Here is a 24,481-nt window from a genome sequence, read left to right as displayed (position 1 = left end):
CGCGGTGCGGAGTTCGGGTCGCTGTAAGGCCGGTAGCCGGGCAACCGCCGATGCTCAGCGTCGCGGCGGTCCGTAATTCGGCGGAGCGAAGGGCCCGGGCCGGGGGAAGCTACTGGCCCATGACGTATTTCACCGTGGGCCCGGCGGTCCAGCCGCCGTCGACGGCCAGTTCCGCGCCGGTGATGTAGGAGGCGGCGTCGGAGAGGAGGAAGGCGATGGCGGTGGCGATCTCGTCGGCCTCGCCGACCCGGCCCATCGGCGTGTTGGGGTAGCCGCCCTCGCCTTGCTGGATGCCTACCTGGGCGGTCATCGGGGTGTAGGTCATGCCGGGGTGGACGGAGTTGACCCGGATGCGGTCGGTGCCGTTCTCGATGGCCGCCACCTTGGACATGCCGCGCACCGCCCATTTGGTGGCGCCGTAGCTGCCGGTCAGGGCCAGGCCCATGAGGCCGGCGGCGGAGGAGATGTTCACGATCGAACCGCCGCCGCGGGCGCGCAGCGCCGGGATGAAGGTCCGCATCCCCAGGAACACGCCGACGAGGTTGATGTCGAGCACCTTGCGGAAATGGGCCAGGCTCTCGTCTGCCAGCAGTTCGCCGGTGGAGATGCCGGCGTTGTTGACCAGCCCGGACACCGACCCGAACGCGTCCAGCGTCGCCTGCAACGCGGCGGCCCACTCGGTCTCGGACGTGACGTCGAGCGGCTGGAAGACGGCTTTGGCACCCAATTCCTGTGCGGTACCGCGCCCTTCGTCCTCGAGCACGTCGGCGATCACGACGTTGGCACCGGCTTCGACCGCCTGGCGGGCCGCGGCCGCCCCGATCCCGCGGGCCGCACCGGTGATCAGGATCGTTTTGCCGGTCAGGTCGTACATCGCTGTTCCCTTCGTCGAGGACCAGGTGTGAGTACCGCCGACGAGTCTGCCACAGGTTTGCTGCACCCAGTCCGGACCGGCGCGATCACCGCCCGGGGTGCGCGGGGGCGGCGCCGCGAGGACCACGTCGCGAGTGTCGGCCCCGATCCGGCACGCCGATGACACCTTTCGGTCATGGACATATGACCAACTCGACACCCGGGGTCGGTCTGATGTGTTCGAATTGCCGCCCGATCGAAAAGGAACACTTATGCAACGAAGCACTATTCGCGATTTACGCAACCGGGCCTTCACCACTCTGTCCGCGGCGGCCCTGATCGCCCTCGGCGGCACCGCCGTCACCCCGGCCCTCGGCCATGCGGCCACCACCAGCCCCAACCTCGTCGTCGACGGCGACGCCGAATCGGTGGTCCAGTGCTCGCCGAAGGGCCTCGACGGAATGACGTTGCCGGGCTGGAACATCGGCAACGGCGAACCGAATGCCGTCTGCTACGGACAGTCCGGCTGGCCGAGTTCGTCGTCGCCCGGCCCGTCGAACCGAGGCCAGAAGTTCTTCACCGGCGGCGGCACCGGCAACTCCGAGCTGGATCAGACCATCGACATCTCGGCGGCCGGCGCGGCCATCGACCAGGGCGGCATCAGCTACGACCTCAGCGGCTGGCTGGGCGGGTACGGCGCGCAACTCGACCGGGTCGGCCTGTCCGTGGCGTTCCTGAATTCCGCCGGCACCCAGCTCGGTTCGGCCTCGATCACCCCGGTGAACAGCTTCGACCGCGGGTTCCAGACCGGGCTGCTGTACCGCGACACCACCGGCAACATTCCGAAAGGCACACGCACCGCCCGGGTTTCGCTGAACTTCATCTGGACCGACGGCGACACCACCGACGGCTACGCCGACAACATCTCGCTCACTATCGGCACGCCCATGGCCGCCCGGTCGCTGAGCCAGTCCACCAGCTACGTGCCCGGCTACGACCACGTCTTCGTGGTGTACATGGAGAACCAGGACTACGACGGCGCCGCGGGCATCATCGGCAACTCCGCGGCCCCCTACATCAACAGCCTGCGCTCGCAGGGTTCGACGCTGAGCCAGTCCTACGGCACCACACACCCCAGCGACCCGAACTATGTGGCGCTGGCCGCGGGCGGGCTGTACGGGCTGGTCGACAACAGCGTGGGATCGACCGTCATCGACGCACCGCACATCGGCAACAGTGTCGACGCGGCCGGCAAGACCTGGAAGGGCTATGCCGAGGACGCGAGCGGCAACTGCGACCTGACCTCGCACGGCCAGTACTACCCCGACGACCTGCCGTTCGCGTACTTCAAGAACATGCGGTCCGACCAGGCGTACTGCGCCGCACACCTGCAGCCGCTCACCCAGATGTCGACTGACCTCCAATCCGCATCCACCACACCGAATTTCGTGTGGTTCGCCGCCAACGAGTGCCACAACATGGAGGGTTGCGGCGTCGCTTCCGGCGACAGCTGGCTCAGCACCACCCTGCCCACGATCTTCAACTCCCCCGCGTGGAAGACGCAGCGCTCGCTGCTCATCCTGACCTGGGACGAGGGCAATGTGAAGGCGTTCGGCCCGCTGTATCCGAACCGGGTGCCGACCATCATGCTCGGCTCGCAGAACACGGTGAAGACCAACTACACCAGCTCGCAGCGCACCAACCAGTACGGCCTGCTCCGCACGATCGACACCGCACTGGGCCTGCGGCCCCTGACCGCGAACGACACGTATTCGTGGACGGTGAACGACATCTGGCCCGGCCACTAGGGCGGGTTCCGACGAGCCGGTAGGGGGTGGGCGTATTCGCCTGCCCGCTACCGCTTTCGCTGGCCTCGCGTCGGTCTCCGCTCAGGGCTGGTAGTTGCGGACGAATTCGGTGTCCACTCCTACGATTCCGATCGACGTGGCACCACCGGGTTGGCCCAGTGGGGTGGTGCGGCCGGGGAGGATCTCGGTGAAGAAGCGGGCGTTCTCGACCGCGAACTGTTCGTCGCCCGGGGGAAGGTCGTCCTCGTAGGAGATCGCCTCGACCGGGCAGACCGGCTCACACGCGCCGCAGTCGGTGCATTCGTCGGGCTGGATGTAGGTCATGCGGTCCCCGACGAAGATGCAGTCGACCGGGCACTCCTCGATGCAGGCCTTGTCCAGGACGTCCACGCAGGCGGCACCGATCACGTAGGTCATGGCGTGCTCCTCCACTGTTCTCGCGTTGTGCGAACACCTCGATCCTCGCGCCGGGACGCGGCGGCGGGTAGCGGTCGGGTGGCGATCACGTCATAAGCTGCCCTTATGATCATTCCGCCGCATACGCCCGATCCGGAGGTGCTCGACCTGCTGGTTTCGGTTGCGGAGCTGGGCAGTCTGGGTGCGGCCGCACGCCGGCACGGCATCAGCCAGCCGGCGGCCAGCATGCGGATCAGCGCGCTGGAACGGCGGCTGGACCTGCGGCTGCTCGACCGCGGGCCGACCGGGTCGGTGCTGACCGATACCGGACAGACGGTGGTCGATCTCGCGCGCCCGGTGCTGAACGCGGCGGCGGAACTGATGGACGCGGTCGCGGCCTTGCGGCGCGCGGCTAGGCCGAGCCTGCGGGTACTGGCCTCGACAACCATTGCCGACCACCGCATTCCGCACTGGCTGACCGCGCTGCGCAAGATCCGCCCGGAGCTGGCGGTGGTCCTGGACGTGGCGAACTCCCGTCAGGTGACCGCCGCGGTCCGCGCGCGGGAGGCGGAACTCGGTTTCGTCGAGGGCCCGCAGTCGCCGACCGGGCTGGGCAGCAAGGTGCTCGCCGCCGACGAACTCGTGGTTGTCGTCGCACCCGAGCACCCGTGGGCCACGCGCCGGCGCGCCCTCACCCCACGCGAACTCGCGGACACCCCGCTGCTGTGGCGGGAGAAGGGCTCCGGCACCCGCGACACCGTCTGGGAGACCCTCGAACTGCACGCCACCCCCGCCCCGCCTGCCGCCGAACTAGGTTCGGCCGCAGCCATTCTCACCACCGCCCGCAGCGGCACCGCCCCGGCCGTGATCAGCCGCCTGATCGTGGCGCACGAACTGCGCTCCGGAACATTGCGCGAAGTCCGTCTGGCGGAAGGGTTCACGCTGACCAGGAAGTTCCGCGCGATCTGGGACCGCCGCACTCCCCCTACCGGCCCAGCCGCGGATCTGGTCGAACTCGCAACACGCATAGAAGCAGCCCGCCCGCACAGGCGCTGACAGCCAGAAGGTCCATGGTGTCGTACCGCGTGTCCTCGACCGGGCGCACCGTGATCCCCAGTTCCCGCCGCGCCTTGTCCGCCGATACCAGTTCCCGGCGCCCGAGGAAGCTGGTGGCCGATTCCACGCGTATGGTCGGATCGCTCCTGCGCGGCGCACCCACACATAGACCCACTTCGAGATATTCTTCCGCAAATTCGTACCGGATATTGGAGACTCGGGTGCACAGACGCGCCTTTCTCAAAGCCGCCGGTGCTGCGGCCGCCCTCGGCACAGCGGATACGGTGTGGGGCACAGACCCCGCCGTCGCCGATGTGAGTCAGATTCGTGACTGGGTGCCGGAAATTTTTGCGCCGCTACCGGACCCGCCGGAACACTCGCCCGTGATCATCATCGGCTCCGGTTTCGGTGCCGCGGTGACCGCGCTGCGCCTGTCCCAGGCGGGCGTGGCGAACACCGTGCTGGAGCGCGGATCCCGCTGGCCCACCGATCCGTGGCGCGACGTGTTCTGCAGTGACGATCTGCCCGACGGCCGCGGCTACTGGCACCGCACCTCGTTCACCACCGTGTCCAAAGTCACCGCACCGTGCGATTACTTCGGCGGTGTGCTGGACACCACAGACTTCGGCGGCATCCAGGTATGGCGGGGCGCCGCGGTCGGCGGCGGTTCGATCGTCTACACCGGCTGCATGATCGCCCCCGAACGACGCTGGTTCGACGACATGTTCGGCGGCTCGGTCGACTACACCGAACTCGACACCACCTACTACCCGCGCGTGCGAAACATGCTGCGGCTCAGCCCGATGCCTGCCGACGTGTACGGCTCCGCCCCGTTCACCCACTCGCGGCAATGGGATGCCCAGATACGCAAGGCCGGATACGAACCGACCCCCAGCGACTCCGGGTTCAACTGGGACATCCTCCGGGCCGAATTGGCCGGTGCCGTACAGAAATCAGCCACCATCGGTCGCAGCAACCTCGGCAACTCCAACGGCGCCAAGTTCGACCTCACACAGAACTACCTGCGCTACGCCGAAGACACCGGCAACACCGCGATCTATCCCGGCCACCAGGTGAATTCGATCCAGCAGGACCCCAACGGGACCTATGTGGTCACCGTCGCGAAGCTCGACCCCAGCGGCACCGTCCTGGCCACCCGCACCCTCACCTGCGACCGGCTGTTCCTCGGCGCCGGCTCGATCGGCACCACCGAACTGCTGGTCCGCGCCCAGGCCACCGGCGCGCTGCCCAACCTCAACGAGCACATCGGCGACGGCTGGGGCACCAACGGTGACGTGGTGCTGGCCCGCGGCGAATCGGAACTGGCCTGCACCGGGTTCGGTGTGCCCAGCGCCGGCCACATCACCGACACCACCGGCACCCCGCTGACCCTCGAGAACTGGTATGTGCCCGGCAATTTCGGCCTGGACCTCGGAATAGTCGCCTCGCTGGCGATTGTGCGCGACACCACCCGGGGCCGCTTCGGCTACGACGCCGAGCGTGACACCATCACCCTGACGTGGCCGAAGCAAGCCCAGGATGCCGTGATCGCGGCCGCCCGCGCGGTCGACAGCAAGATCGCCGATGCGGCAGGCGCCCTGCTCGACTACTCGATCGCCGGCCTGGACGCGAACGCCTGGTTCACCGCGCACCCGCTCGGCGGCGCGGTCCTGGGCCAGGCCACCGACGGCTACGGGCGGGTCATCGGGCATCCGGGCCTGTATGTGACCGACGGCGCGGGCCTGCCCGGCAGCGCCGGACTGGTCAACCCAGCGCTGACCATCGCGGCGATCGCCGAGCGTAATATCGAGGAGATCATCCGCGCGGGGAAGTGACCCCGACCGTGGCCGTGCTCAGGGGTCCGGCTGCCCGACAGGTGATCCCCGGCCCCGTCACCTTCGGTGCAAGCGGCCGGGCGCCGGCGCGCGGCAGCCGGGTTCCGTGGCTTCCCCGTGCGAGGATCGGCCGATGAAATCTGGAGAACTCGGTATCGCCGGGATACTGCGCGTCGCCCTGACGGCGGGCGCGCTGACCGCGGTGGACCTGCCCGCCCGTCTGCTCCGGCGCCCCGGAAAGAGTTCCCCCGCAACACTGTTCGGCCTGCCCGACTCACGGCTGGCCACCGACGCGCTCACCGAAGCCCGGGAGACCTTGTCCCCGGCCACCTTCGCGCACAGCCTGCGCTGCTGGCAGTGGGCGATGGCCTTCGGCGCCGTCGACGGGCTGAGCCCGGATCCCGAGGCACTGTTCGTCGCGTGCGCACTGCACGACGTGGCCCTGGGCGCGCCCGCCGATCCGCACGCCGGCTGCTTCGCCGTTCTCGGCGCCCGGCAGGCTCGAAACTTCGTGGCGGACCGCGACACCGAGGCCCGCGCCGAGACGGTGGCCACCGCCATCGCTCGCCACATGGACCCGGCGACCCCGAAACGGCACGGCCCCGAGGCCGCGCTGCTGCACGACGCCGCGCACTTCGACGTGGCCGGCACCCGCTACGGCACGTTGCCCGAGGCGTTCGAAAGGCTTGTGGTCGGCGAATATTCGCGCGCCGGCTTCAACCGGGAGTTCGCCACCATGATGCGGCACGAGCGCCGGGTGCGGCCCCGCTCGACCGCTTCGGTGCTGTGGACCGGCGGGATGGCGGGCGTGATCGCGCTCAACCCGCTCGACCGCCTCCGGGTGCCGGAAAACCCCGGCGCCCGAACCTGATTCGCGGATTCACCCCCAGCGGTGCCGCTGCATGCGGCGCCGCTGGAAGAACAGCTCCTCGACCTCGACCGGGGCCACCATGGCGGTGATCTCCGCGAGTCGGGTGTCGTAGTTGTGTTCGGCGATGCAGCGGTGCAGATGTGCCCGGCGTTCGGGGCCCAGGCTCGCCCAGACGACACCGAATCGGTGCTGCGCGTCCGGCCCGGATGCCGCGATCAGGTCGAGCAGCCCCGGCCAGCAAGCGGTTTCGGTGGCGTGGGCCGGTAGTTCCGCGACCGTGGCGTCGTCGAGCGCGGCCAGCGCGTCGCCGACCGTGCCGCGGATCCCTTCGTCCATCCGCGACAGCACCGTGAACAGCCCACGCCACGCACCCACCGGCAGGCTCCCGTCCAGCGGCGCGATCAGCCCGGCCACCACCTCCGGCTCGGCGAACACCGGATTGCCCACCAGCGTCCACAACCCGACCGGCGTGAGATGTCCTGCCACCGAGAGCAATTCGGGCACCGAACCGGTGGCGACGGCATTGCGGACCAGACCGGCCACCGCTTCGTGCTGCCCGCCGCCGAGCAGGATGTCGGCCATCCGGCGATTCACGTCCACCGCGCAGCGCGAGATCAGCGACAGCGCGGCACGTTGCAGCGCGGGCGGGCCCGCGAGCACGGTGTGCACCATGCGCGGGATCCGCCGGTGCGGGCCGTCGAGCAGCTGCCGCACCACGGCACTGAGCATGTCCTCGCCGTAGGAGTAGGCCGCCGAATAGATCAGGCCGACATCGTCGTGCACCTGCGCCTCGATGGCGGCGATCACCGGCGGGGTGAGGCAACCCAGCAGCGGCCCGCCGGTGAGATAGTCACCGCGGCGCATGATCTCGTTCACCACGTCGATGGTGGAACCGACCGGCGCCAGCTCGGTGAGCCGCTCGACGGACCGCAGATCGATGTAGCGCAGGCATTCGGACATGTATCCCGGGTCGAGCATGGGGATCACGCGAGCCGCGGTCTCCGGGTGATCGATGGCGAGCGCACCCGCTGCCCGCCCGAACGCGACCGGCGGCACCACCCGCTGCAACATCGGGATCGTCAGCGACAGCGGCACATACGGCACGATCGCGCTGAACCGGCGGAACGTCTTCTTGTGCTCGTCGAACAGCGCCTCGGACACCTGTTTCTGCAACTCGTGCAGGCGGTCGGTGCCCAGGTGCAGCAGATGCCGCAGGCGGTCGGGGCGCACGTGCAGGGTGCGGGCCAGCAGCGCCAACTGCGCCTGGCTGCTCAACTCGGTCATCGGCCGCCGAACATGATCTTCCGGGTCACCGCGCGCACCGGACGCGGCAGACTGTCGAGCACGGTATCGATCGCCTGACCGAGGGTCTCGGTCTCGTAATCGTGGGCCGCCACGAGCAGGGCGACCAGGTCCCGCGCCTGATCCTGGGGAAGATGCTGCAGCGCGGTAACCTTCGACGACAGGCGCGCGGCGACGTCATTCGGTCCGGACATGCAACTCCTCGTAACAGTGATTCCGACTCAGAGAATGCCGCGTTTCGGACCGATTCACAGGAATTTCGCGAATAACTGTGCCGGACTACGAAAACAACCGGCCGATTTCGGGTACCGGGGCCGGCGGCGAATCCGGTTCACCCAGTGGCTGGTTCACGACCGGCGACCCGCACGACCAGCGGAAACCCGCAGATGCTCGCGCGGTGGAACACCGTGCCCCGCTCGCCGGACACGTTCACGATGCCGTGATCCGCAACAGCCGCACCCCGTGCGCGGGAACCGCGGGCGCATCGATCCGGTCCGCGGTGGTCACCGAGTCGTGGGTCCACAGGTCGCGCACGGTATAGGTTCGGGCGCCGGGCAGGCCCAGGGCGGCGATCGTGGTGCCCAGATCCGCCGGGGCCGCATCGCGGTTGAGCAGGGCGACGGCCAGGGATCCGTCCGCGAGCTTCTTCACCAGCACGCGGTCGTCGCCGGCGAGCGGCGTCGCCTGGACGACCAGCGGATCCTGGTCGACGGCAACGACATCGGCATTGGTCAGCACGGCACGGGTGTCCGGCGACATCGTGCGGAGGTCGTTGCCGGCGATGAGCGGTGCGGCGAGCATCGCCCACAGCGAGAAGTGCGCGCGCTCCTCGTCCGGGGTGAGCGCGGCGCGCGGATCCGCCAGTAGCGCACGCAGATCCGGTGGGAGCGTTCGCGCCGCGGCCGTCTGCGTGAGCTGCTCGGGCGCGGCGTCGGCCACCCCGGCCAGGTGGACGGCGAAGAAGTCGGTGAACGGCAGGCCCACCACCGTCATGTCCGGATCGTTGATGTGAGTAGGACTGCTGCGCTGGGCGATTCGGCCCGCCTTCGCGAATTGATCGATGACACCGAGAAATACACTCGAAGGGAAGCCGGCGGCGGCGGTGTTCGGAGAGCTGTTGTGCCAGACCGGAATCAGATCGCCGGTATTGCGGCTGAGATCGGCTACCGCGGTCCAGTCGTGATCGATGCCCGCGGTCGGCTCGGCGGAGCTGTTGGGATTGATGCTGTAGACGATCTGACGGCCGGTGCGGCGCAAGGCATCTCGCATGGCGGTGAAATCGCGCACCTTGTGCCCGTAGTCGGCGTCGGTGCTGCACCAGTCGTATTTGAGGTAGTCGACACCCCAGGACGCGAAGGTGCGCGCGTCGGCGTCCTCGTGCCCGGCGCCGGCGGTACCCGGATCCTGCCCGCAGACCTGGTTGTACGGACTGGAATACAGCCCGAGACGTAGCCCGCGCTCGTGCACGTACGCCGCCAGCGCCGCGATCCCGTGTGGGAACCGGCGCGGATCGGCCGTGAGGTTCCCGGCGGCGTCGCGGCGCGGTGCGGCCCAGCCGGCGTCGAGGTTCACATAGCGGTAGCCGGCGTCTCGCATGCCGGACGCGACCATGGCGTCGGCGGTCTGCTCGACGTTCTGCTCGGTGAGCGCGATCCCGGAGTTCCACGAGTTCCACCCCATCGGCGGCGTCATGGGATCCCGGTGGACCGGGGTCACCACGGGCACGTCCGAACACCCGGCCGCCACCGCGGCGACCAGGACGACCGTGACCAGCGAGAACACGCTTCGACTGCGCACCCGAACTCCTTTGCGTCGGGGACGAATCTACGGCCGCCGGTCCCGGGAATCCTGGGAGGTCGGGGCCGCCGCGCCACACTGCGGCCCAGGTGTGCCGCAACCGTGATCGAAAAGGCTGTGTCGAAAGGGTATTTCGAAGGGATGAGCACCGAAACGCCCGAGCGGCCCACACCGTCCCACCGCCCGTGGTTCGCGGACCTGGAGGACGCCGAGCGCCGCGGCGCCCACGGCAGCGCCGACGTGGGCTACTTCGACTGCTCGTGCGAGATCTGCCGCCACCGCTATCACGGGCGCCCGTTCTGACCGCCGGGCGCCCGGTCAGCGAACCACGCTCCGGCACAAAATAATTCGGATGCGTCCGGCTCCGGGGCCCACGTATCGTCTTCCTCGCACCCGGTGCGCAGGCAACGGTTACTTCCACTCCTAATGGGCAGGTCGCGGGTTCGAATCCCGCCCGGGCTCCCAGGCCCGGTAGCTCAGCGGCCAGAGCAGCACCGTACCGTCGCCGCTTCGATCTCGGGTGCCTCCGCTTCATCGCGGGCGCGACCCCTCGCGCGCCCGCGATGATTTCCACGACCGCATGCCGAAATGGTTTGGGGGCAACAATTCTCGATACGGGGGAAAGGTCATGAGCAAGTTCAATTCCGCACGCGTGCGTACCGCCGCCACCTCCGCGGTGGTCTCCGGCCGGCGACCGTCCGGGCGCACCCACGAGGGTGCGCCCGGCTACGAGCGCACGCCACAGAGCGAATTGTTCCTGCTGGCCGTCACCAACCTGGTCGGCGAGCACACCTTCTACGAGTCCGGCGGCGACCGCGACCAGCGCTACGCCGCCCTCGTCCACACCGCGACCCGCACCGACCCGGAGTGGACCGCGCGCTTCCTGCGCTGGCTGCGCACCACCGCCAACCTGCGGACCGCGGCGCTCGTGGGCGCCGCCGAATTCGCGTGGGCGCGGCTCGACGCCGGCGAGTCCGGAATGTCGCGCCAGGTCGTCTCCTCCGTGCTGCAGCGCGCCGACGAGCCCGGTGAGCTGCTCGCCTACTGGCTCGCCACCCACGGTCGCGCGGTGCCGAAGCCGGTGAAGCGCGGCATCGCCGACGCGGTGGGCCGCCTCTACGACGAGCACGCGCTGGTCAAGTGGGACTCCGCCGCGCACGCTGTGCGATTCGGCGACGTCCTGGACCTGACGCACCCCGCACCCACCGCCGACCGGCCGTGGCAGGGCGCGCTGTTCACCCACGCCCTGGATCGACGGCACCAGCGGGACAACGAGATTCCCGCCGAACTGGCCACGCTGCGCGCCCGGGCCGCACTGCTCGCGGTGCCGGTCGCACAGCGGCGCGCCCTCTTCGACGACCCCGAGCGGGCCCGCGACACCCTGCGTACCGCGGCCATGACCTGGGAGTCGGTGGCCGGCTGGCTGCAGGGCCCGCTGGACGCGCGGGTATGGGAGGCGCTGATCCCGTCCATGGGTGCCATGGCCCTGCTCCGCAACCTGCGCAACTTCGACGAGGCCGGCGTGCGCGACGAGGTGGCCGCGACGGTCGCCGCGAAGCTGAGCTCCCCGGCGTGGATCGCCCGGTCGCGGCAGCTGCCGATGCGGTTCCTGTCGGCGTACCGGGCGGTGTCGTCGCTGCGCTGGGGTCACGCCCTGGAACAGGCGCTGCAGCACGCGCTGACGAACGTTCCCGCGCTGCCGGGCCGCACGCTGATCCTGGTCGACACCTCGGGGTCGATGGACGCGGTGTTCAGCAAGGACGGCACGCTGCGGCGCTGGGATGCGGCGGCGGTGTTCGGGCTGGCGCTCGGTGCCCGCTGCGCGGACGCGACCGTGGTCTCGTTCTCCGCGGCCGGGCACTGGCAGGGCCGGCGGTACCCGTCCAGCCTGGTGTTCGACCTGCGGCGGTCCGAGCCCCTGCTGCGCGCGGTGGAGCGGTGGAAGTCCGGTGGGTTCTTCATCGGCGCCGGGACCGACACCGCGGGTGCGGTGCACACGCACCTCGCCGGCCACGACCGGGTCGTGATCCTCACCGACGAGCAGGCGCACGGCGGCGATGTCGGCGGGGCCGTGCCCGCCCGGGTGCCGCTGTACACGTGGAACCTGGCCGGCTATCGGCGCGGCCACGCCACCAGCGGCGTGGCGCGCCGGCACACCTTCGGTGGGCTCACCGACGCGGCATTCACCATGATCCCGCTGCTCGAGGCGGGTTCACGCGCCGACTGGCCGTTCTGACGACAGCCGAACGCCCGGCCACTGCTGCGGAGTGGCCGGGCGTTCGGGCGTCCTCGGCTGTCAGGCGCCGGTCGGGTGCTCGGTGTCCGTGCGGGTGGCGACACCGTGCTCGGTGCCCTCGTCGGCCTCCTGGTCCGGCTCGGGGTGCTCCGGGGAGAACGAGGCCGGCAGGCCCTTGAGGTGTTTGTTCATCGAACGCACCAGCAGCACCGTGCCGATCAACAGCACGATCACGATCACCAGGCCGACCGGCGAGGCCTTGCCGAATTCCGGGCCGGTCGGATCGGTGCCGGCCTGGGCGAGCAGGGAGAGCATCATCGGTCGGGGTCCTCGTCTGTGTCGTCGATCCCGGCGAAGAGGTCGGTCTCCGGGATCGCGGTCCGCACCCGGGTGCGGGCCAGTTCGAACTCTTCGGTGGGCCACAACCGCTGCTGCATCTCCAGCGGGATCGCGAAGAAGATGCCGTTCGGGTCGATCTGGGTGGCGTGGGCGCGCAACGCGTCGTCCCGCTGCGGGAAGTACTTGCCGCACTCGACCTGGGTGGTGACCCGGCCCATGATGTCGCCGCGTTCCTTGGCGTAGGTGCGGATGCGGTCGAGCCAATCCTGCATCGGGAACGGCTCGCCCATCCGGGCGTACTCGTCGGCGAACAACTCCAGGCGCGCGGCGCTGAACCCGTGGTTGTAGTACAGCTTGGACGGCGTCCACGGCTCGCCCGCGTCGGGGAAGCGCTCCGGGTCGCCGGCCGCCTCGAACGCCGCCACCGACACCTCGTGGCACCTGATGTGGTCGGGGTGCGGGTAGCCGCCCATCTCGTCGTAGGTGGTCATCACGTGCGGACGGAACTCGCGCACGACTCGGACCAGCGCCTCGGTCGACTCCTCCAGCGGGACCAGCGCGAAGCAGCCCTCCGGGAGCGGGGGCAGCGGATCGCCTTCGGGCAGACCCGAATCCACGAAGCCGAGCCAACGCTGCTGGACCCCGAGCGCCTTGGCGGCGGCGGCCATCTCCTCGCGGCGGACCTCTTCGATCCGGTCGAGGATGCCGGGGACGTCCATCGCCGGATTCAGGATCGATCCGCGCTCACCACCGGTGAGGGTGACGACCAGGACCTCGTTACCCTCCGCGACGTACTTCGCGGCGGTGGCGGCGCCCTTGCTCGATTCGTCGTCCGGGTGGGCGTGAACGGCCATGAGCCGGAGTCCGGTCATGAATGCCTCACCTCGTTGGTCACCTTGGTCACCTCGTCGCTCTCGGCCATCGGCAGGTCGGGGGATTCCTCCCCTCCCCTATAGTTCCATTCCATCCCGCTTTGTTCCCTGGTACCCCCTGGCGCCAGGGGCCGCGACACGCTCGGATCCCCGCCGCGACCCGGCGGTTATGTCCGCAATGGCCGGTCCGACCTGCCCTTATGTGATTCGTGCTAAAATAAGTCGGTACACGGTTCCGGAACCTCGGAGCCGTGTTTGCTGCATTGACGGCCAGCGCGGTCGCCTATCCGGGCATCCGAGACCACCGTCCCGGACCGAGCCTGACGGGGTGCGACGCACAACCCTCCAGGAGTCGCTCCGGCCGTCGGATGCCTTGTGCGTCCATCCGGCGCGGTATACCGCGCCGGATATCAGGGAATCCCGGCACGCCGGGACCAACTACTAGGGAGTTGATCGAGATGACCGAGACGAACGTGACCTGGCTCACACCTGAGTCGCATGCCAGGCTCAAGGGCGAACTCGACGCGCTCATCGCCAACCGTCCGGTCATCGCGGCCGAGATCAACGAACGCCGCGAAGAGGGTGACCTCAAGGAGAACGGCGGATATCACGCCGCCCGTGAGGAGCAGGGCCAGCAGGAGGCCCGCATCCGACAGCTCCAGGAACTACTGAACAACGCCAAGGTCGGCGTCGCGCCCACCGTGTCGGGTATCGCGCTACCCGGCTCGGTCGTCAAGGTCTATTACGACGGCGACGAGACCGACACCGAGACCTTCCTGATCGGCACCCGCGAAGAGGGCCTGCGCGACTCCGACCTGGAGACCTACTCGCCGGCCTCCCCGCTGGGTGGCGCGCTGCTGGACGCCAAGGTCGGCGAAACCCGCGAGTACTCGCTGCCCAACGGCAACAACATGAAGGTCACGCTCGTCAGCGCGGAGCCGTACCACAGCTAGCGCTCCCCCGCCTCTCCGAGTTTTTCGGCGCGGCTCGGGAGCCGTCGAAATTCCGGCACGCTCGGCGGCGGTACTGCCGGACGGCGATTTCGGGCGTACCCGGGGAGTCACCCGGCCCGCACGAAATCAGTTGTCGCCTTGAAATACGAAGCAGCTCCGGCCTACTCGGCCGGAGCTGCTCTCGTTGTCGAACCGTTGTCAGCCCAGCGCGGCTTCGATGTCGGCGAGCAGGTCGGTGACGTCCTCGATGCCGACCGACAGGCGCACCAGGTCCGCCGGGACCTCGAGCTCCGAGCCCGCGGTCGAGGCGTGCGTCATGGCCGCCGGGTGCTCGATGAGCGACTCCACACCGCCGAGGGATTCGGCCAGGGTGAAGATCTTCGTCTTCGAGCAGAACGCCTGGGCCGCATCGGCGCCGCCGCGCAGCCGCACCGAGATCATGCCGCCGAAGCGGCGCATCTGCTTCTGCGCCACCGCGTAACCCGGGTGGTCGGACATGCCCGGGTAGAGCACCTTCGCGACCGCGGGGTGGTCGGCGAGGAACGCCGCGATCGTCTCGGCGTTGTCGCAGTGCCGATCCATGCGCACCGCAAGGGTTTTGATGCCGCGCATGGTCAGGTACGCGTCCATCGGGCCCGGGACCGCACCCGCGCCGTTCTGCAGGAACGCGAACGCGGTGTCGAGTTCCTGGTCGTCGGTGATCAGGGCGCCGCCCACCACATCCGAGTGTCCACCGAGGTATTTCGTGGTGGAGTGCAGCACGATGTCGGCGCCGAGGCTCAGCGGCTGCTGCAGGTAGGGCGAGGCGAAGGTGTTGTCCACCACCAGTTTCGCGCCCGCGCCGTGCGCGATGTCGGCCAGCGCCGCGATATCGCCCACATTCAGCAGCGGGTTGGTGGGTGTCTCGGTCCAGACCAGTTTCGTGTTGGGCCGCAAGGCATTCCGCACCGCGTCGGGGTCGGAGACCGGCGCGACCGAGTACTCGATCCCCCACAGCCGGAAGACCTTGTCGATCAGCCGGAACGTCCCACCGTAGGCGTCGTTCGGGATCACCAGGTGGTCGCCGGGCCGCAGCACGGACCGCAACGTACAGTCGGTGGCCGCCATGCCCGAGGAGAAGGCGCGCCCGTACCGGCCGGATTCGAGCGCGGCCAGATTGGCTTCCAGCGCCGTCCGGGTCGGGTTGCCGGTCCGCGCGTACTCGTACCCGCCACGCATTACGCCGACCCCGTCCTGGGCGAAGGTCGAACTGGCGTAGATCGGGACGTTCACCGCGCCGGTCTGCGGGTCGGGCTCGTAGCCGGCATGGATCGCTCGTGTGGAGAACCCCAGCACATCGTCGGTCATGGGTCTCAGACTAGGCGGCGATGCGTCAGGGGCCGAAGGCGGTAGCGCAGCGTGACCACGCAGCCCCGCATCGCCGCTTCATGTCTCAGCGGGGCACAGTTAGGGTTTTCCCCATGGTCACCGTTGCCGAACTGTTCGCCCTGGATTCCCTGCTCGAGCCGACGGAACGGCAGGTCCGTGACACCGTCGCCGACTTCGCCGCCAAGGTGCTGCGGCCGCATGTCGCGGACTGGTTCGAGCAGGGCACGTTCCCGGTCCGCGAGCTCGCGCCCGAGCTGGGGCGGATGGGACTGCTCGGGATGCACCTGCACGGATACGGCTGCCCGGGCTCCTCGGCCGTCGAATACGGCCTGGTCTGCCAGGAACTGGAGGCGGTCGATTCCGGGATCCGCAGCCTGGTGTCGGTGCAGGGATCGTTGGCCATGACCGCGATCCACGCGTTCGGGTCGGAGGAACAGAAGCAGCAGTGGCTGCCGGGGATGGCGGCCGGAACCACGATCGGCAGTTTCGGCCTGACCGAACCCGACTTCGGCTCGGATCCCGGCGGGATGCGGACCCGGGCGGTGCGTTCCGGCTCCGACTGGGTGCTCGACGGCTCCAAGATGTGGATCACCAACGGCTCGGTGTCGGATGTGACCGTGGTGTGGGCGCGGGCCGAGGACGGAATCCGCGGCTTCCTGGTCCCGGCCGGTACACCGGGCTTCACCGCCAGTGAGATGCAGCGCAAGCTGTCGTTGCGCGCCTCGGTCACCGCACAGCTCTCCTTCGACGGGGTGCGACTGCCCGCCGACGCGATGCTGCCCGAGGCCCGCGGCCTGGCGGCGCCGCTGAGCTGCCTGAGCGAGGCCCGGTTCGGGATCATCTTCGGCGCGCTGGGTGCGGCACGGGACTGCCTGACGACGGCGATCGAGTACGCGCGGACCCGTGAGGTGTTCGAGAAGCCGCTGGCGGCCTATCAGCTCACGCAGGCCAAGCTGGCCGATATGGCGGTCGAGCTGGGGACCGCGCAGCTGCTGGCGCTACAGCTGGGCCGGGTGAAGGACCGCGGCGAGATCCGCAACGAGCAGGTCAGCGCCGGGAAGCTCAACAGTTCCCGGGTGGCGATCTCGATCGCCCGGCAGTGCCGCACGATTCTGGGCGCCAACGGGATCACCCTCGACTATCCGGTGCTGCGGCATGCCAACAATCTGGAGTCGGTGCTCACCTACGAGGGCACCGCGGAGGTCCATCAGCTGGTTCTCGGGCAGGCGCTGACCGGGGAGAAGGCGTTCCGGTAGGACCCGGTTGGGCAATAGTTCACAAACTTTTCCATTCGGAAGAATTGATAGAATCGAGATGTGTTTCAGCTCAACCACGCTCTGCTCGAAGTCTCGGCCCGCAAGACCCTGAATCGCCTCGACCGGTCACACGGAGTCCCCGCCTATCTGGCCTCGCGCGAGTTCCCCTCCCTGTCGGCGGAACTCGATCAGCATTCGGCCGCCGTCCGCGACATCGTCGAAGCCGCGGCCGCGCAGGCCGCCACCACCCCGCCGCTGGCGATCCTCGCCGGCTACGCGCGCGGCCTGCTTGACGAGGCCGGCCGGCCTGGGCTGATCAGCCCGCAGTCCCGCGCGGACTGGGCGCGCGCCGGGTGGCTGCAACTGCGGCTGGCGGGCGTCTGCCAGGTCGCCGCCGGGCTCTGAGCCCACTCTGGTGCCGAAACAGGAAGGGCGGCCGCGGATTCCGCGGCCACCCTGCATCCCTGCGCCCGAACGCGATCAGTACGCCGAGTTGACGTTGTCCATCGAGCCGTAGCGCGCGGCCGCGTAGTTGCAGGCCGCGGTGATGTTGGCGACCGGGTCGTAGATGTCCCACGAGGTGCCGTCGACGTGATATGCGTTGAACGTCGGGTCGATGACCTGCAGCAGACCCTTGGACGGAATTCCGTTCTGCGCGTTGACGTCGTAGAGGTTGATCGCCCGCGGGTTGCCGGAGGACTCCCGCATCACGTTGCGGTAGATGCCGTCGTAGCTGCCGGGGATGCCGTGCTGGTGCATGATGTCGAGCGCCTGGTTGATCCAGCCCTCCAGGTTGTCGCCGTAGGAGGTGGCCGCGGGAGCCGGCGCGGCCTGCGCCGGAGCACCGGCCGAGCCGGACCCGATCAGCTGCATCGGAGCGGGAACCGGGTCCGCGACGTCGGCCGCAGCGCGGGCTGCCGGTGCCGGGGCGGCCGGGGACACCGGTGCAGCGGCCGGAACCAGCATGTTCTGGATGACCGGCGGGACCTGCGGCAGGCCCGGGATCACCGGGGCGCCGGGAACGGCGACATCCTGGGCGACGGCCGACTTGTCCGCGGCCAGTGCGATCGCTCCGGTGTGACCGCTGGTCTGCGTGGCCGCGGCGCTCTGGCTGCCGACCATGCCGACGGTGGCGAGAGCGGCGAAGGCCGAGGCGGCCAGGGTGGTGTTGCGGACGCGGTGGGTGGTGGGTTTGCGGTGCTTACCGGACATTTCTTTTCGTGCTTTCCTTGTCTTTTCGGCCCGTTCGGGCCGTCGCAGGCAGCGTTGAGCCAGGTGGGCGTGCGGTTGCACGATCACCGAGGACGCTGGATTCGAGATTTCTCAGATGTGAGTGGAGACGGGGATCGAAGAGTCCCCGGAGCTCGACGCGCTCAGCGGCCCGGAGGCCCGGCGGCGACGCTGCAAGCGTTCACGGCCTCGCGGAGCACGTACCGGAGCCTGCTGCGCCTCGCGGCGGGGCATTCCGGGCTGGTTTCCGCATTAGCTTCGACAACTCCTCGTAGATTCCGACCTGATGTCGCTTTTGCGACTTCTTCACAGAGTGATTGCAGCTTATTAACTCCGTGTGACCGGATCGTGGAATCGATCATGGTCAGGGCCCTGAATTTCAACCGGATGGAAGTAACAGATGGGCGCGACCGGGTGATCTTTTCGTTATCTTAATGTGATCGACATCACACTCGATTTTTGTAGAGCATGATCGAAAACGACCGGATTTCCGGTTTTTCGCACCGACGGGACTACGCCGTGACCTGCTACGGAACCCCTGGTACCCCCAACCCGAGGTCACAAACGCCCGCGAAAAGCGACCGGCCCACCCCGTGCGGGGCGGGCCGGTCGAAGGTGACAGCTTGCTAACGGTGCGGCGTCAACACGGAACCGGAGACCGACAGGAAGCCCAGCAGATCGTGCCGGGTGATCACCCCGATCGGCTTACCGTCCTCGACCACCATCAGCGCATCGGTCGACTCCAGCGCCTTCGTGGTCGCCGAGACGCTCTCCCCCGCACCGATCAACGGGAACGACGGGCTCATATGCTTCGACACCGGGTCGGTCAGCTCGGCGCGGCCCTCGAACACCGCCGACAGCAGATCCCGCTCGGTGACACTGCCGGCCACCTCACCGGCCATCACCGGCGGCTCGGCGCCCACCACCGGCATCTGGGAGACGCCGTACTCGCGCAGGATCTCGATCGCGTCGCGCAGGGTCTCCTGCGGATGGGTGTGGACCAGATCCGGCAACAGCCCGGACTTGCCGCGCAGCACGTCACCGACCGTCGGCTCCGAGGTGCTGCCGTCCAGCCGGGTGCGCAGGAAGCCGTACGAGCTCATCCACTGGTCGTTGAAGATCTTCGACAGGTAGCCGCGCCCACCGTCGGGCAGCAGCACCACCACCACCGCGCTGGGGTCACGCTGCGCGACCCGGATCGCGGCCACGACCGCCAGACCGCACGAACCGCCGACCAGCAGCCCCTCCTCGCGGGCCAGGCGGCGGGTCATCTCGAAGGAGTCGGCGTCGGAGACCGCGATGATCTCGTCGGGAATCGTCGGGTCGTAGGCCGAAGGCCAGAAGTCCTCGCCGACACCCTCGACCAGATACGGGCGGCCGGTGCCGCCGGAGTACACCGAACCCTCGGGGTCGGCGCCCACGATCTGCACCCGGCCGCCGGAGACCTCCTTGAGGTAGCGGCCGGTGCCGGTGATCGTGCCGCCGGTGCCCACGCCGGCTACGAAGTGCGTGATCTGCCCGTCGGTGTCGCGCCAGATCTCGGGACCGGTGGTCTCGTAGTGGCTGTCCGGGCCGCCCGGGTTGGAGTACTGGTCTGGCTTCCAGGCGCCCGGGATCTCGCGAACCAGACGGTCGGAGACGCTGTAGTAGCTGTCCGGATGCTCGGGCGCGACCGCGGTCGGGCACACCACGACCTCGGCGCCGTAGGCGCGCAGCACATTTCGCTTGTCCTCGCTGACCTTGTCCGGGCACACGAAGACACAGTGATAACCGCGCTGCTGCGCGACCAGTGCCAGCCCGACACCGGTATTGCCGGAGGTCGGTTCGACGATGGTGCCGCCCGGCTGCAGCAGACCGGCCTCCTCGGCGGCGTCGATCATCTTGACCGCGATGCGGTCCTTCGAACTGCCACCGGGATTGAGGTATTCGACCTTGGCGGCGACCAGACCGGCGCCGGGGCCGACCACCGAGTTGAGCCGGACGAGCGGCGTGTTGCCGATCAGGTCGACGACGTGATTTGCGATGCGCATGGCTCGTCCGCCTCTCCGGGGTATGTTGCGGGCCAAGCCCGAGACTATCGCCCTGCCGCGCGCACAAACCCGCGGGTGGCCCATCCGCGACCCGCGCCGGTCGCCTCCGCGCCCGGACCGCCGGCGCCACCTATCATCGCGGGCATGAACCGGACGCCGGATATTTCGTGTGCCTCGAGGCCTTCGTCCTTTTCGCTGTCTCCGCACGGATTCTCCCGGCTGTCGCTACGCGCGGTCGCCCTGCTGTCCCTGTCGGCCGCCGCCGCGGCCACCGCCGGGGCCGCCGGGGCCGTGGAATTCCCGCAGACGCCGTCGATGTTCTACGGCGGGCTCTGCGGCGGCAGCATTCGCACCTGGGCCGACACCGACAGTCCGGGCCGCGCGGTGTTCAACATCCAGGCCGCGCCGATCACGGGCGTGGGCCCGGGCACGTATTCGATGGCCCCCCTGTGCGAGGTGTGGACCAACGTCGACTGGCACAACACCACCACCGGCGCCGCCGGGCGCTACGCGGTCAACGTGGTGTCGGGTATCTACGGCAGCATCCAGTACTCCGAATTCCAGGAAACCGGCTCCGGCCACGTAGAAGTTACGGTCAGTACCGCAAATCCGCTGAGTATTCCGCAGCACGGCGCGTTCGACGTGCCCTGACCGCGACAACGGCCGCTGGGCGAGTGTCGAATCGCCCACTTCGGACACCCGGGTGTTCCACACGTCACCTCGGTGGAGTTAACGTACGGAACGAGTACTACCTGAGACGAAGGAGTCACCGTGCCCGAAGCCGTGATCGTGTCCATCGCCCGTTCGCCCATCGGCCGTGCCGCCAAGGGTTCGCTGGTCAGCATGCGTCCGGACGACCTGACCACCCAGATGGTGCGTGCGGCGCTGGCCAAGGTGCCGCAGCTGAACCCGGCTACCGACATCGACGATCTGATCCTGGGCACCGGCTCCCCCGCCGGCGAGGGCGGCTTCGGCATGGCCAAGGTCGTGGCCACCGAGCTGGGCTTCGACACGCTGCCGGGCACCACCGTCCAGCGCTACTGCGCGTCGTCGCTGCAGACCACCCGGATGGCCTTCCACGCCATCAAGGCCGGCGAGGGTGACGTGTTCATCTCCGCCGGTGTGGAGACCGTGTCCCGCTACGCCAAGGGCAGCGCGGACAGCTGGCCCGACACCAAGAACGAGATCTTCGCCGAGGCGATGGCCAACACCGCCGAGCGCGCCAACGCCGGTTCGCCGGTGTGGACCGACCCGCGCGAGTCGGGCAAGCTGCCCGACATCTACATCGCCATGGGCCAGACCGCCGAGAACGTCGCCCAGATCACCGGCATCACCCGGGAAGAGCAGGACCACTGGGGCGTTCGCTCGCAGAACCGCGCCGAGGAGGCCATCAAGGCCGGTTTCTTCGAGCGGGAGATCACCCCGGTCACGCTGCCCGACGGCACCGTCGTGACCACCGACGACGGCCCGCGCGCCGGCACCACCTACGAGAAGATCTCGCAGCTCAAGCCGGTCTTCCGTCCGGACGGCACCGTCACCGCCGGTAACGCCTGCCCGCTGAACGACGGCGCCGCCGCCATGGTGATCATGAGCGACACCAAGGCCAAGGAGCTGGGCCTGACCCCGCTGGCGCGCATCGTCGCCACCAGCGTGTCCGGCCTGTCGCCGGAGATCATGGGCCTGGGCCCGATCGAGGCCGTCCGCAAGGTCCTGAAGCAGGCCAAGATGACGATCTCCGACATCGACCTGTACGAGATCAACGAGGCGTTCGCCGTGCAGGTGCTCGGCTCGGCCCGCGAACTGGGCATGGACCTGGACAAGCTGAACGTGTCCGGTGGCGCGATCGCGCTGGGCCACCCGTTCGGCATGACCGGTGCCCGGATCACCGCGACCCTGCTGAACAACCTGTCGACCTACGACAAGCAGTACGGCATCGAGACCATGTGTGTCGGTGGCGGCCAGGGTATGGCGATGATCGTCGAGCGGCTCAGCTGAGCGGCCTGATCGACGCCGGCTGATCCACACATGAACTACGGCCCCGATCGCTCGAGCGATCGGGGCCGTAGCTTTGGTTGTGCGCGATTACGCTGTGCGCGTTGACGTTACGCGTCAGTCGTTCTGCAGGTAGCTCAGCAGCCGCAGGATCTCCAGGTACAGCCAGACCAGGGTGATGGTGAGACCCATCGCCACCCGCCAGGCCGCCTTGTCCGGCACGCCGGCCCGGATCATCTGGTCGGCGGCGTCGAAGTCGAGCAGGAAGCTGAACGCGGCGATACCGATCACGACCAGGCTGAACACGATCGACAGCGGGCCGCCGGAACGCAGGCCGAGACCGTCGTCGCTGAACAGCATGGCGATGCCGTTACCGATCACCAACACGACCACACCGATCAGGGCGCCGATAATGATCCGGGTGAACCGCGGCGTGACCCGTACGGCTCCGGTCTTGTACACCACGAGCATGCCGAAGAAGACGCCGAAGGTGCCGAGGACGGCTTGGGCGATCATGCCGGCGCCGCCGACCCCGCCGGTGCCGTGGCTACCGCCGAAGCGGACGTTGGCGAACAGGAACGAGATCGCACCCAGGAACAGGCCCTCGAACGCGGCGAAGGTCAGGACGTATGCCGCCTTCTCCTGCAGCCGGGGCGCGAACATGGTGGCGAAGGTCATCCCGAACGCGACCAGGCCACCGAGCGCGAACAGGCCCGACAGCGCGTGGTTCGAGGATGTCACCACGTAGGAAAAGATCGCGGCGACCGTCACGACCCCCAGCGTGATGCCGGTGCGGGTGACGACGTCGTCGATCGTCATCGGGCGGGTGGCCGGCGCCGTCTGGTACGGCTGGCCGTACCCCTGCGGTGCGTATCCGGCCCCCTGCGGCGCGTAACCGGCGGGTGCCGCGCCGAACCCGGCGTAGCCGCCCTGCTGAGGTGGCAGGTTCTTGAAGATCGGGTTGCTCGAGGTGCGCACCGTTCCCGTACCTTTCCGAGAGTCGCGGTATCCACGCCGCCGATGGGACAGCGTGGCCTTCTGTCTCTTCAACGTCCATGACCGGCCGGAGGTTCCCGAACCCGGTCGAAACGGACATTGCGCCCGACGCTACACCGGGCGCGCGTCCCGAAGGCCGCGCACCGAACGCGTCACCGTGAACTTCGGGTTGCGCGCGATCACTTCGGTGCGGCCGACCATGCGTTCCATGACGCCGCGGTAGTTGAGGTGCGAGTTGTACACGGTCCACAGTTCGCCACCGGGCCGCAGTACCCGGCCGGTCTCGGCGAACATCTTGATGGCGGAACCGGTGTGGACCGCGGCGCCGACGTGGAAGGGCGGGTTGCACAGCACCAGATCCGCGCTGTGGTCGGCGATGGCCGACATGGCGTCGTCGCGAACCACGGTGACCTGACCGGCGACCCCGTTGGCCGCGGCGGTCGCGCGGGCCGAGGCCACCGCCGCCGCGGACTGGTCGGTGCCCACCACCGAGACGGCCGGGCGCGATTTAGCCAGGGCGACCGCGAGAATGCCGGTGCCGCAACCGAGATCGACGGCGTCGCGGGCGTCGGGCTTCATCCGCCGCAGGTGGTCGAGCAGGAAGCGGGTGCCGATGTCGAGCCGGGGGCCGGAGAACGCGGCGCCGTGCGCGACCACGTCGAGCGAGATCTCGTCGAGGCTGGCGTGCACCGGAAACGGCGGCGCGCCCAGCGGTTTCGGCCCGGCGGCCTGCAGGACCCGGGACTTCTGCCGCCCCCGGCTGGCATGCACGCTCGAAAAGGATTCGGCCAGTACGTCGTTCATGGCCGGGGTCAGGTACTTGTCGCGCGCGCCGGCGAACACCTTCACCGTGGGATCCGCGTATCGCGCTATGGCGTCGGCGATCTCGGCCAGTCCGGACAGCGCGCGCGGCAGGCGCAGCAACACCACCGTCGCGCCCTCGAGCAGGGTGCGGTCGAGCGGGTGCGCGGTGTAGCGGTCCGAGAAGCCCACGGCGCGAGCGTTGTTGGCGAGAGCGAGTTCCCCGGTCAGCAGGTCCTGATGGACGCGCAGGCCGCGCAGGTCGTGCGCGGCGGCGGCGCCGAGGGTCAGCGCGCCGTACCCGTCGTCGATGATCGCGACCTGTCCCGGGCCGGCGGCCGCCAGCTCCGGTGCGGCGACCTCCAGCAGCAGCCGGTCGGCGGCGTCGACGGCGTAGAGATTCACCGCCTCCACATCGGGATATCGCCGCAGTCGGCTCAGTACCTCGTCGACCTCTGTCACCCTTTCAGTGTGCTAGATCGTTGCCTGAG

At 68.9% G+C, this 24,481-nt stretch carries 23 protein-coding genes and 1 tRNA gene; 12 read left to right on the top strand and 12 right to left on the bottom strand.

The window, feature by feature from the left end; translation table 11 throughout:
* Nucleotides 1-109 precede the first annotated feature (109 nt).
* Nucleotides 110-874, bottom strand: a complete 765-nt coding sequence (locus EBN03_RS00865; RefSeq protein ID WP_122185917.1) for a glucose 1-dehydrogenase — start codon at nt 872-874, stop codon at nt 110-112.
* Nucleotides 875-1,124: 250 nt separating this feature from the next.
* Here EBN03_RS00865 and EBN03_RS00860 point away from each other — a divergent pair, with 250 nt between their 5' ends.
* Nucleotides 1,125-2,660 (top strand): alkaline phosphatase family protein, encoded by a 1,536-nt coding sequence (locus EBN03_RS00860; RefSeq protein ID WP_122185916.1) that lies wholly within the window; start codon nt 1,125-1,127, stop codon nt 2,658-2,660.
* Between the two features lie 81 nt (nt 2,661-2,741).
* Here the strand turns inward: EBN03_RS00860 and fdxA are convergent, their stop codons facing one another.
* Nucleotides 2,742-3,077 carry a ferredoxin gene (gene fdxA / locus EBN03_RS00855; RefSeq protein WP_122186681.1) on the bottom strand — a complete coding sequence of 112 codons (336 nt, stop codon included), beginning with the start codon at nt 3,075-3,077 and terminating at the stop codon, nt 2,742-2,744.
* 105 nt (nt 3,078-3,182) lie between these two features.
* On the opposite strand from fdxA, the gene EBN03_RS00850 reads away from it, so the two are divergent.
* The 3 genes from EBN03_RS00850 (at nt 3,183) to EBN03_RS00840 (ending at nt 6,818) form a co-directional block, all read left to right on the top strand.
* Nucleotides 3,183-4,112, top strand: coding sequence for a LysR family transcriptional regulator (locus EBN03_RS00850; RefSeq protein ID WP_122185915.1), 930 nt, complete (start codon nt 3,183-3,185; stop codon nt 4,110-4,112).
* A 221-nt stretch (nt 4,113-4,333) separates the two neighbouring features.
* Nucleotides 4,334-5,947 carry a GMC oxidoreductase gene (locus EBN03_RS00845; RefSeq protein WP_233608148.1) on the top strand — a complete coding sequence of 538 codons (1,614 nt, stop codon included), beginning with the start codon at nt 4,334-4,336 and terminating at the stop codon, nt 5,945-5,947.
* A gap of 133 nt (nt 5,948-6,080) precedes the next feature.
* Nucleotides 6,081-6,818 carry an HD domain-containing protein gene (locus EBN03_RS00840; RefSeq protein ID WP_122185914.1) on the top strand — a complete coding sequence of 246 codons (738 nt, stop codon included), beginning with the start codon at nt 6,081-6,083 and terminating at the stop codon, nt 6,816-6,818.
* 9 nt (nt 6,819-6,827) lie between these two features.
* Here EBN03_RS00840 and EBN03_RS00835 read toward each other — a convergent pair whose 3' ends face one another.
* The 3 genes from EBN03_RS00835 to EBN03_RS00825 all read right to left on the bottom strand — a co-directional run bounded on the left by EBN03_RS00835 (nt 6,828) and on the right by EBN03_RS00825 (nt 9,917).
* A complete protein-coding gene (locus tag EBN03_RS00835) occupies nt 6,828-8,102 on the bottom strand; it encodes a hypothetical protein (RefSeq protein WP_233608017.1) in 1,275 nt (424 codons plus the stop codon).
* Nucleotides 8,099-8,314 (bottom strand): hypothetical protein, encoded by a 216-nt coding sequence (locus EBN03_RS00830; RefSeq protein WP_122185913.1) that lies wholly within the window; start codon nt 8,312-8,314, stop codon nt 8,099-8,101. Before EBN03_RS00830 ends, EBN03_RS00835 begins: the two co-directional genes overlap by 4 nt.
* Nucleotides 8,315-8,549: 235 nt before the next feature.
* Entirely contained in the window at nt 8,550-9,917 is a 1,368-nt protein-coding gene (locus tag EBN03_RS00825; RefSeq protein ID WP_233608016.1) for a glycoside hydrolase family 27 protein, read from the bottom strand.
* A gap of 141 nt (nt 9,918-10,058) precedes the next feature.
* On the opposite strand from EBN03_RS00825, the gene EBN03_RS33940 reads away from it, so the two are divergent.
* The 3 genes from EBN03_RS33940 (at nt 10,059) to EBN03_RS00815 (ending at nt 12,153) form a co-directional block, all read left to right on the top strand.
* The gene (locus EBN03_RS33940; protein ID WP_158675501.1) at nt 10,059-10,220 is read left to right on the top strand and encodes a hypothetical protein; all 162 of its coding nucleotides are present in this window, start codon (nt 10,059-10,061) and stop codon (nt 10,218-10,220) included.
* An 87-nt stretch (nt 10,221-10,307) separates the two neighbouring features.
* A tRNA-OTHER gene (locus tag EBN03_RS00820) sits at nt 10,308-10,382 on the top strand.
* Between the two features lie 163 nt (nt 10,383-10,545).
* The gene (locus tag EBN03_RS00815; RefSeq protein ID WP_122185912.1) at nt 10,546-12,153 is read left to right on the top strand and encodes a vWA domain-containing protein; all 1,608 of its coding nucleotides are present in this window, start codon (nt 10,546-10,548) and stop codon (nt 12,151-12,153) included.
* Between the two features lie 60 nt (nt 12,154-12,213).
* Here EBN03_RS00815 and EBN03_RS00810 read toward each other — a convergent pair whose 3' ends face one another.
* Together EBN03_RS00810 and mca are read right to left on the bottom strand one after the other, a co-directional pair.
* Nucleotides 12,214-12,468 (bottom strand): hypothetical protein, encoded by a 255-nt coding sequence (locus EBN03_RS00810; protein ID WP_122186677.1) that lies wholly within the window; start codon nt 12,466-12,468, stop codon nt 12,214-12,216.
* On the bottom strand, nt 12,468-13,364 hold the full coding sequence (mca, locus tag EBN03_RS00805) for a mycothiol conjugate amidase Mca (protein WP_122185911.1): 897 nt from the start codon (nt 13,362-13,364) through the stop codon (nt 12,468-12,470). The genes EBN03_RS00810 and mca overlap by 1 nt, the downstream gene beginning before the upstream one ends.
* Before the next feature lie 458 nt (nt 13,365-13,822).
* On the opposite strand from mca, the gene greA reads away from it, so the two are divergent.
* Nucleotides 13,823-14,317 carry a transcription elongation factor GreA gene (greA, locus tag EBN03_RS00800; RefSeq protein ID WP_122185910.1) on the top strand — a complete coding sequence of 165 codons (495 nt, stop codon included), beginning with the start codon at nt 13,823-13,825 and terminating at the stop codon, nt 14,315-14,317.
* A gap of 198 nt (nt 14,318-14,515) precedes the next feature.
* On the opposite strand, the gene EBN03_RS00795 is transcribed toward greA, so the two are convergent.
* On the bottom strand, nt 14,516-15,664 hold the full coding sequence (locus tag EBN03_RS00795; RefSeq protein WP_122185909.1) for a cystathionine gamma-synthase: 1,149 nt from the start codon (nt 15,662-15,664) through the stop codon (nt 14,516-14,518).
* A gap of 113 nt (nt 15,665-15,777) precedes the next feature.
* Between EBN03_RS00795 and EBN03_RS00790 the strand changes: the two genes are divergently transcribed.
* Both EBN03_RS00790 and EBN03_RS00785 read left to right on the top strand, forming a co-directional pair.
* On the top strand, nt 15,778-16,941 hold the full coding sequence (locus EBN03_RS00790; RefSeq protein ID WP_122185908.1) for an acyl-CoA dehydrogenase family protein: 1,164 nt from the start codon (nt 15,778-15,780) through the stop codon (nt 16,939-16,941).
* Between the two features lie 60 nt (nt 16,942-17,001).
* Nucleotides 17,002-17,346: a DUF6401 family natural product biosynthesis protein gene (locus tag EBN03_RS00785; RefSeq protein ID WP_122185907.1), complete on the top strand. Its 345-nt coding sequence runs from the start codon at nt 17,002-17,004 to the stop codon at nt 17,344-17,346.
* Between the two features lie 75 nt (nt 17,347-17,421).
* On the opposite strand, the gene EBN03_RS00780 is transcribed toward EBN03_RS00785, so the two are convergent.
* Both EBN03_RS00780 and EBN03_RS00775 read right to left on the bottom strand, forming a co-directional pair.
* Nucleotides 17,422-18,153 carry a transglycosylase SLT domain-containing protein gene (locus tag EBN03_RS00780; RefSeq protein WP_122185906.1) on the bottom strand — a complete coding sequence of 244 codons (732 nt, stop codon included), beginning with the start codon at nt 18,151-18,153 and terminating at the stop codon, nt 17,422-17,424.
* Between the two features lie 644 nt (nt 18,154-18,797).
* The gene (locus EBN03_RS00775) at nt 18,798-20,201 is read right to left on the bottom strand and encodes a cystathionine beta-synthase (protein ID WP_122185905.1); all 1,404 of its coding nucleotides are present in this window, start codon (nt 20,199-20,201) and stop codon (nt 18,798-18,800) included.
* Nucleotides 20,202-20,345: 144 nt separating this feature from the next.
* Here EBN03_RS00775 and EBN03_RS00770 point away from each other — a divergent pair, with 144 nt between their 5' ends.
* Both EBN03_RS00770 and EBN03_RS00765 read left to right on the top strand, forming a co-directional pair.
* Entirely contained in the window at nt 20,346-20,852 is a 507-nt protein-coding gene (locus EBN03_RS00770; protein ID WP_233608015.1) for a hypothetical protein, read from the top strand.
* Between the two features lie 120 nt (nt 20,853-20,972).
* Nucleotides 20,973-22,196, top strand: a complete 1,224-nt coding sequence (locus EBN03_RS00765; RefSeq protein WP_122185904.1) for an acetyl-CoA C-acetyltransferase — start codon at nt 20,973-20,975, stop codon at nt 22,194-22,196.
* Nucleotides 22,197-22,310: 114 nt separating this feature from the next.
* Here the strand turns inward: EBN03_RS00765 and EBN03_RS00760 are convergent, their stop codons facing one another.
* Together EBN03_RS00760 and EBN03_RS00755 are read right to left on the bottom strand one after the other, a co-directional pair.
* The gene (locus tag EBN03_RS00760) at nt 22,311-23,171 is read right to left on the bottom strand and encodes a Bax inhibitor-1/YccA family protein (protein WP_122185903.1); all 861 of its coding nucleotides are present in this window, start codon (nt 23,169-23,171) and stop codon (nt 22,311-22,313) included.
* Between the two features lie 129 nt (nt 23,172-23,300).
* Nucleotides 23,301-24,452: a class I SAM-dependent methyltransferase gene (locus EBN03_RS00755; protein ID WP_122185902.1), complete on the bottom strand. Its 1,152-nt coding sequence runs from the start codon at nt 24,450-24,452 to the stop codon at nt 23,301-23,303.
* Between the last annotated feature and the right edge of the window lie 29 nt (nt 24,453-24,481).

The sequence above is a fragment of the Nocardia stercoris genome (genome assembly GCF_003696265.1).
In the GTDB taxonomy this organism is placed as follows: Bacteria; Actinomycetota; Actinomycetes; order Mycobacteriales; family Mycobacteriaceae; genus Nocardia; species Nocardia stercoris.
This window is presented reverse-complemented; position numbering and strand designations above follow the sequence as displayed.

What these genes read in the sequence shown, in the direction of transcription:
- EBN03_RS00865 (WP_122185917.1), bottom strand. Translation starts at nt 874, where the DNA reads ATGTACGACCTGACCGGCAAAACGATCCTGATCACCGGTGCGGCCCGC.
- EBN03_RS00860 (WP_122185916.1), top strand. Translation starts at nt 1,125, where the DNA reads ATGCAACGAAGCACTATTCGCGATTTACGCAACCGGGCCTTCACCACT.
- fdxA (WP_122186681.1), bottom strand. Translation starts at nt 3,077, where the DNA reads ATGACCTACGTGATCGGTGCCGCCTGCGTGGACGTCCTGGACAAGGCC.
- EBN03_RS00850 (WP_122185915.1), top strand. Translation starts at nt 3,183, where the DNA reads ATGATCATTCCGCCGCATACGCCCGATCCGGAGGTGCTCGACCTGCTG.
- EBN03_RS00840 (WP_122185914.1), top strand. Translation starts at nt 6,081, where the DNA reads ATGAAATCTGGAGAACTCGGTATCGCCGGGATACTGCGCGTCGCCCTG.
- EBN03_RS00835 (WP_233608017.1), bottom strand. Translation starts at nt 8,102, where the DNA reads ATGACCGAGTTGAGCAGCCAGGCGCAGTTGGCGCTGCTGGCCCGCACC.
- EBN03_RS00830 (WP_122185913.1), bottom strand. Translation starts at nt 8,314, where the DNA reads ATGTCCGGACCGAATGACGTCGCCGCGCGCCTGTCGTCGAAGGTTACC.
- EBN03_RS33940 (WP_158675501.1), top strand. Translation starts at nt 10,059, where the DNA reads ATGAGCACCGAAACGCCCGAGCGGCCCACACCGTCCCACCGCCCGTGG.
- EBN03_RS00815 (WP_122185912.1), top strand. Translation starts at nt 10,546, where the DNA reads ATGAGCAAGTTCAATTCCGCACGCGTGCGTACCGCCGCCACCTCCGCG.
- EBN03_RS00810 (WP_122186677.1), bottom strand. Translation starts at nt 12,468, where the DNA reads ATGCTCTCCCTGCTCGCCCAGGCCGGCACCGATCCGACCGGCCCGGAA.
- mca (WP_122185911.1), bottom strand. Translation starts at nt 13,364, where the DNA reads ATGACCGGACTCCGGCTCATGGCCGTTCACGCCCACCCGGACGACGAA.
- greA (WP_122185910.1), top strand. Translation starts at nt 13,823, where the DNA reads ATGACCGAGACGAACGTGACCTGGCTCACACCTGAGTCGCATGCCAGG.
- EBN03_RS00795 (WP_122185909.1), bottom strand. Translation starts at nt 15,664, where the DNA reads ATGACCGACGATGTGCTGGGGTTCTCCACACGAGCGATCCATGCCGGC.
- EBN03_RS00790 (WP_122185908.1), top strand. Translation starts at nt 15,778, where the DNA reads ATGGTCACCGTTGCCGAACTGTTCGCCCTGGATTCCCTGCTCGAGCCG.
- EBN03_RS00780 (WP_122185906.1), bottom strand. Translation starts at nt 18,153, where the DNA reads ATGTCCGGTAAGCACCGCAAACCCACCACCCACCGCGTCCGCAACACC.
- EBN03_RS00775 (WP_122185905.1), bottom strand. Translation starts at nt 20,201, where the DNA reads ATGCGCATCGCAAATCACGTCGTCGACCTGATCGGCAACACGCCGCTC.
- EBN03_RS00770 (WP_233608015.1), top strand. Translation starts at nt 20,346, where the DNA reads ATGAACCGGACGCCGGATATTTCGTGTGCCTCGAGGCCTTCGTCCTTT.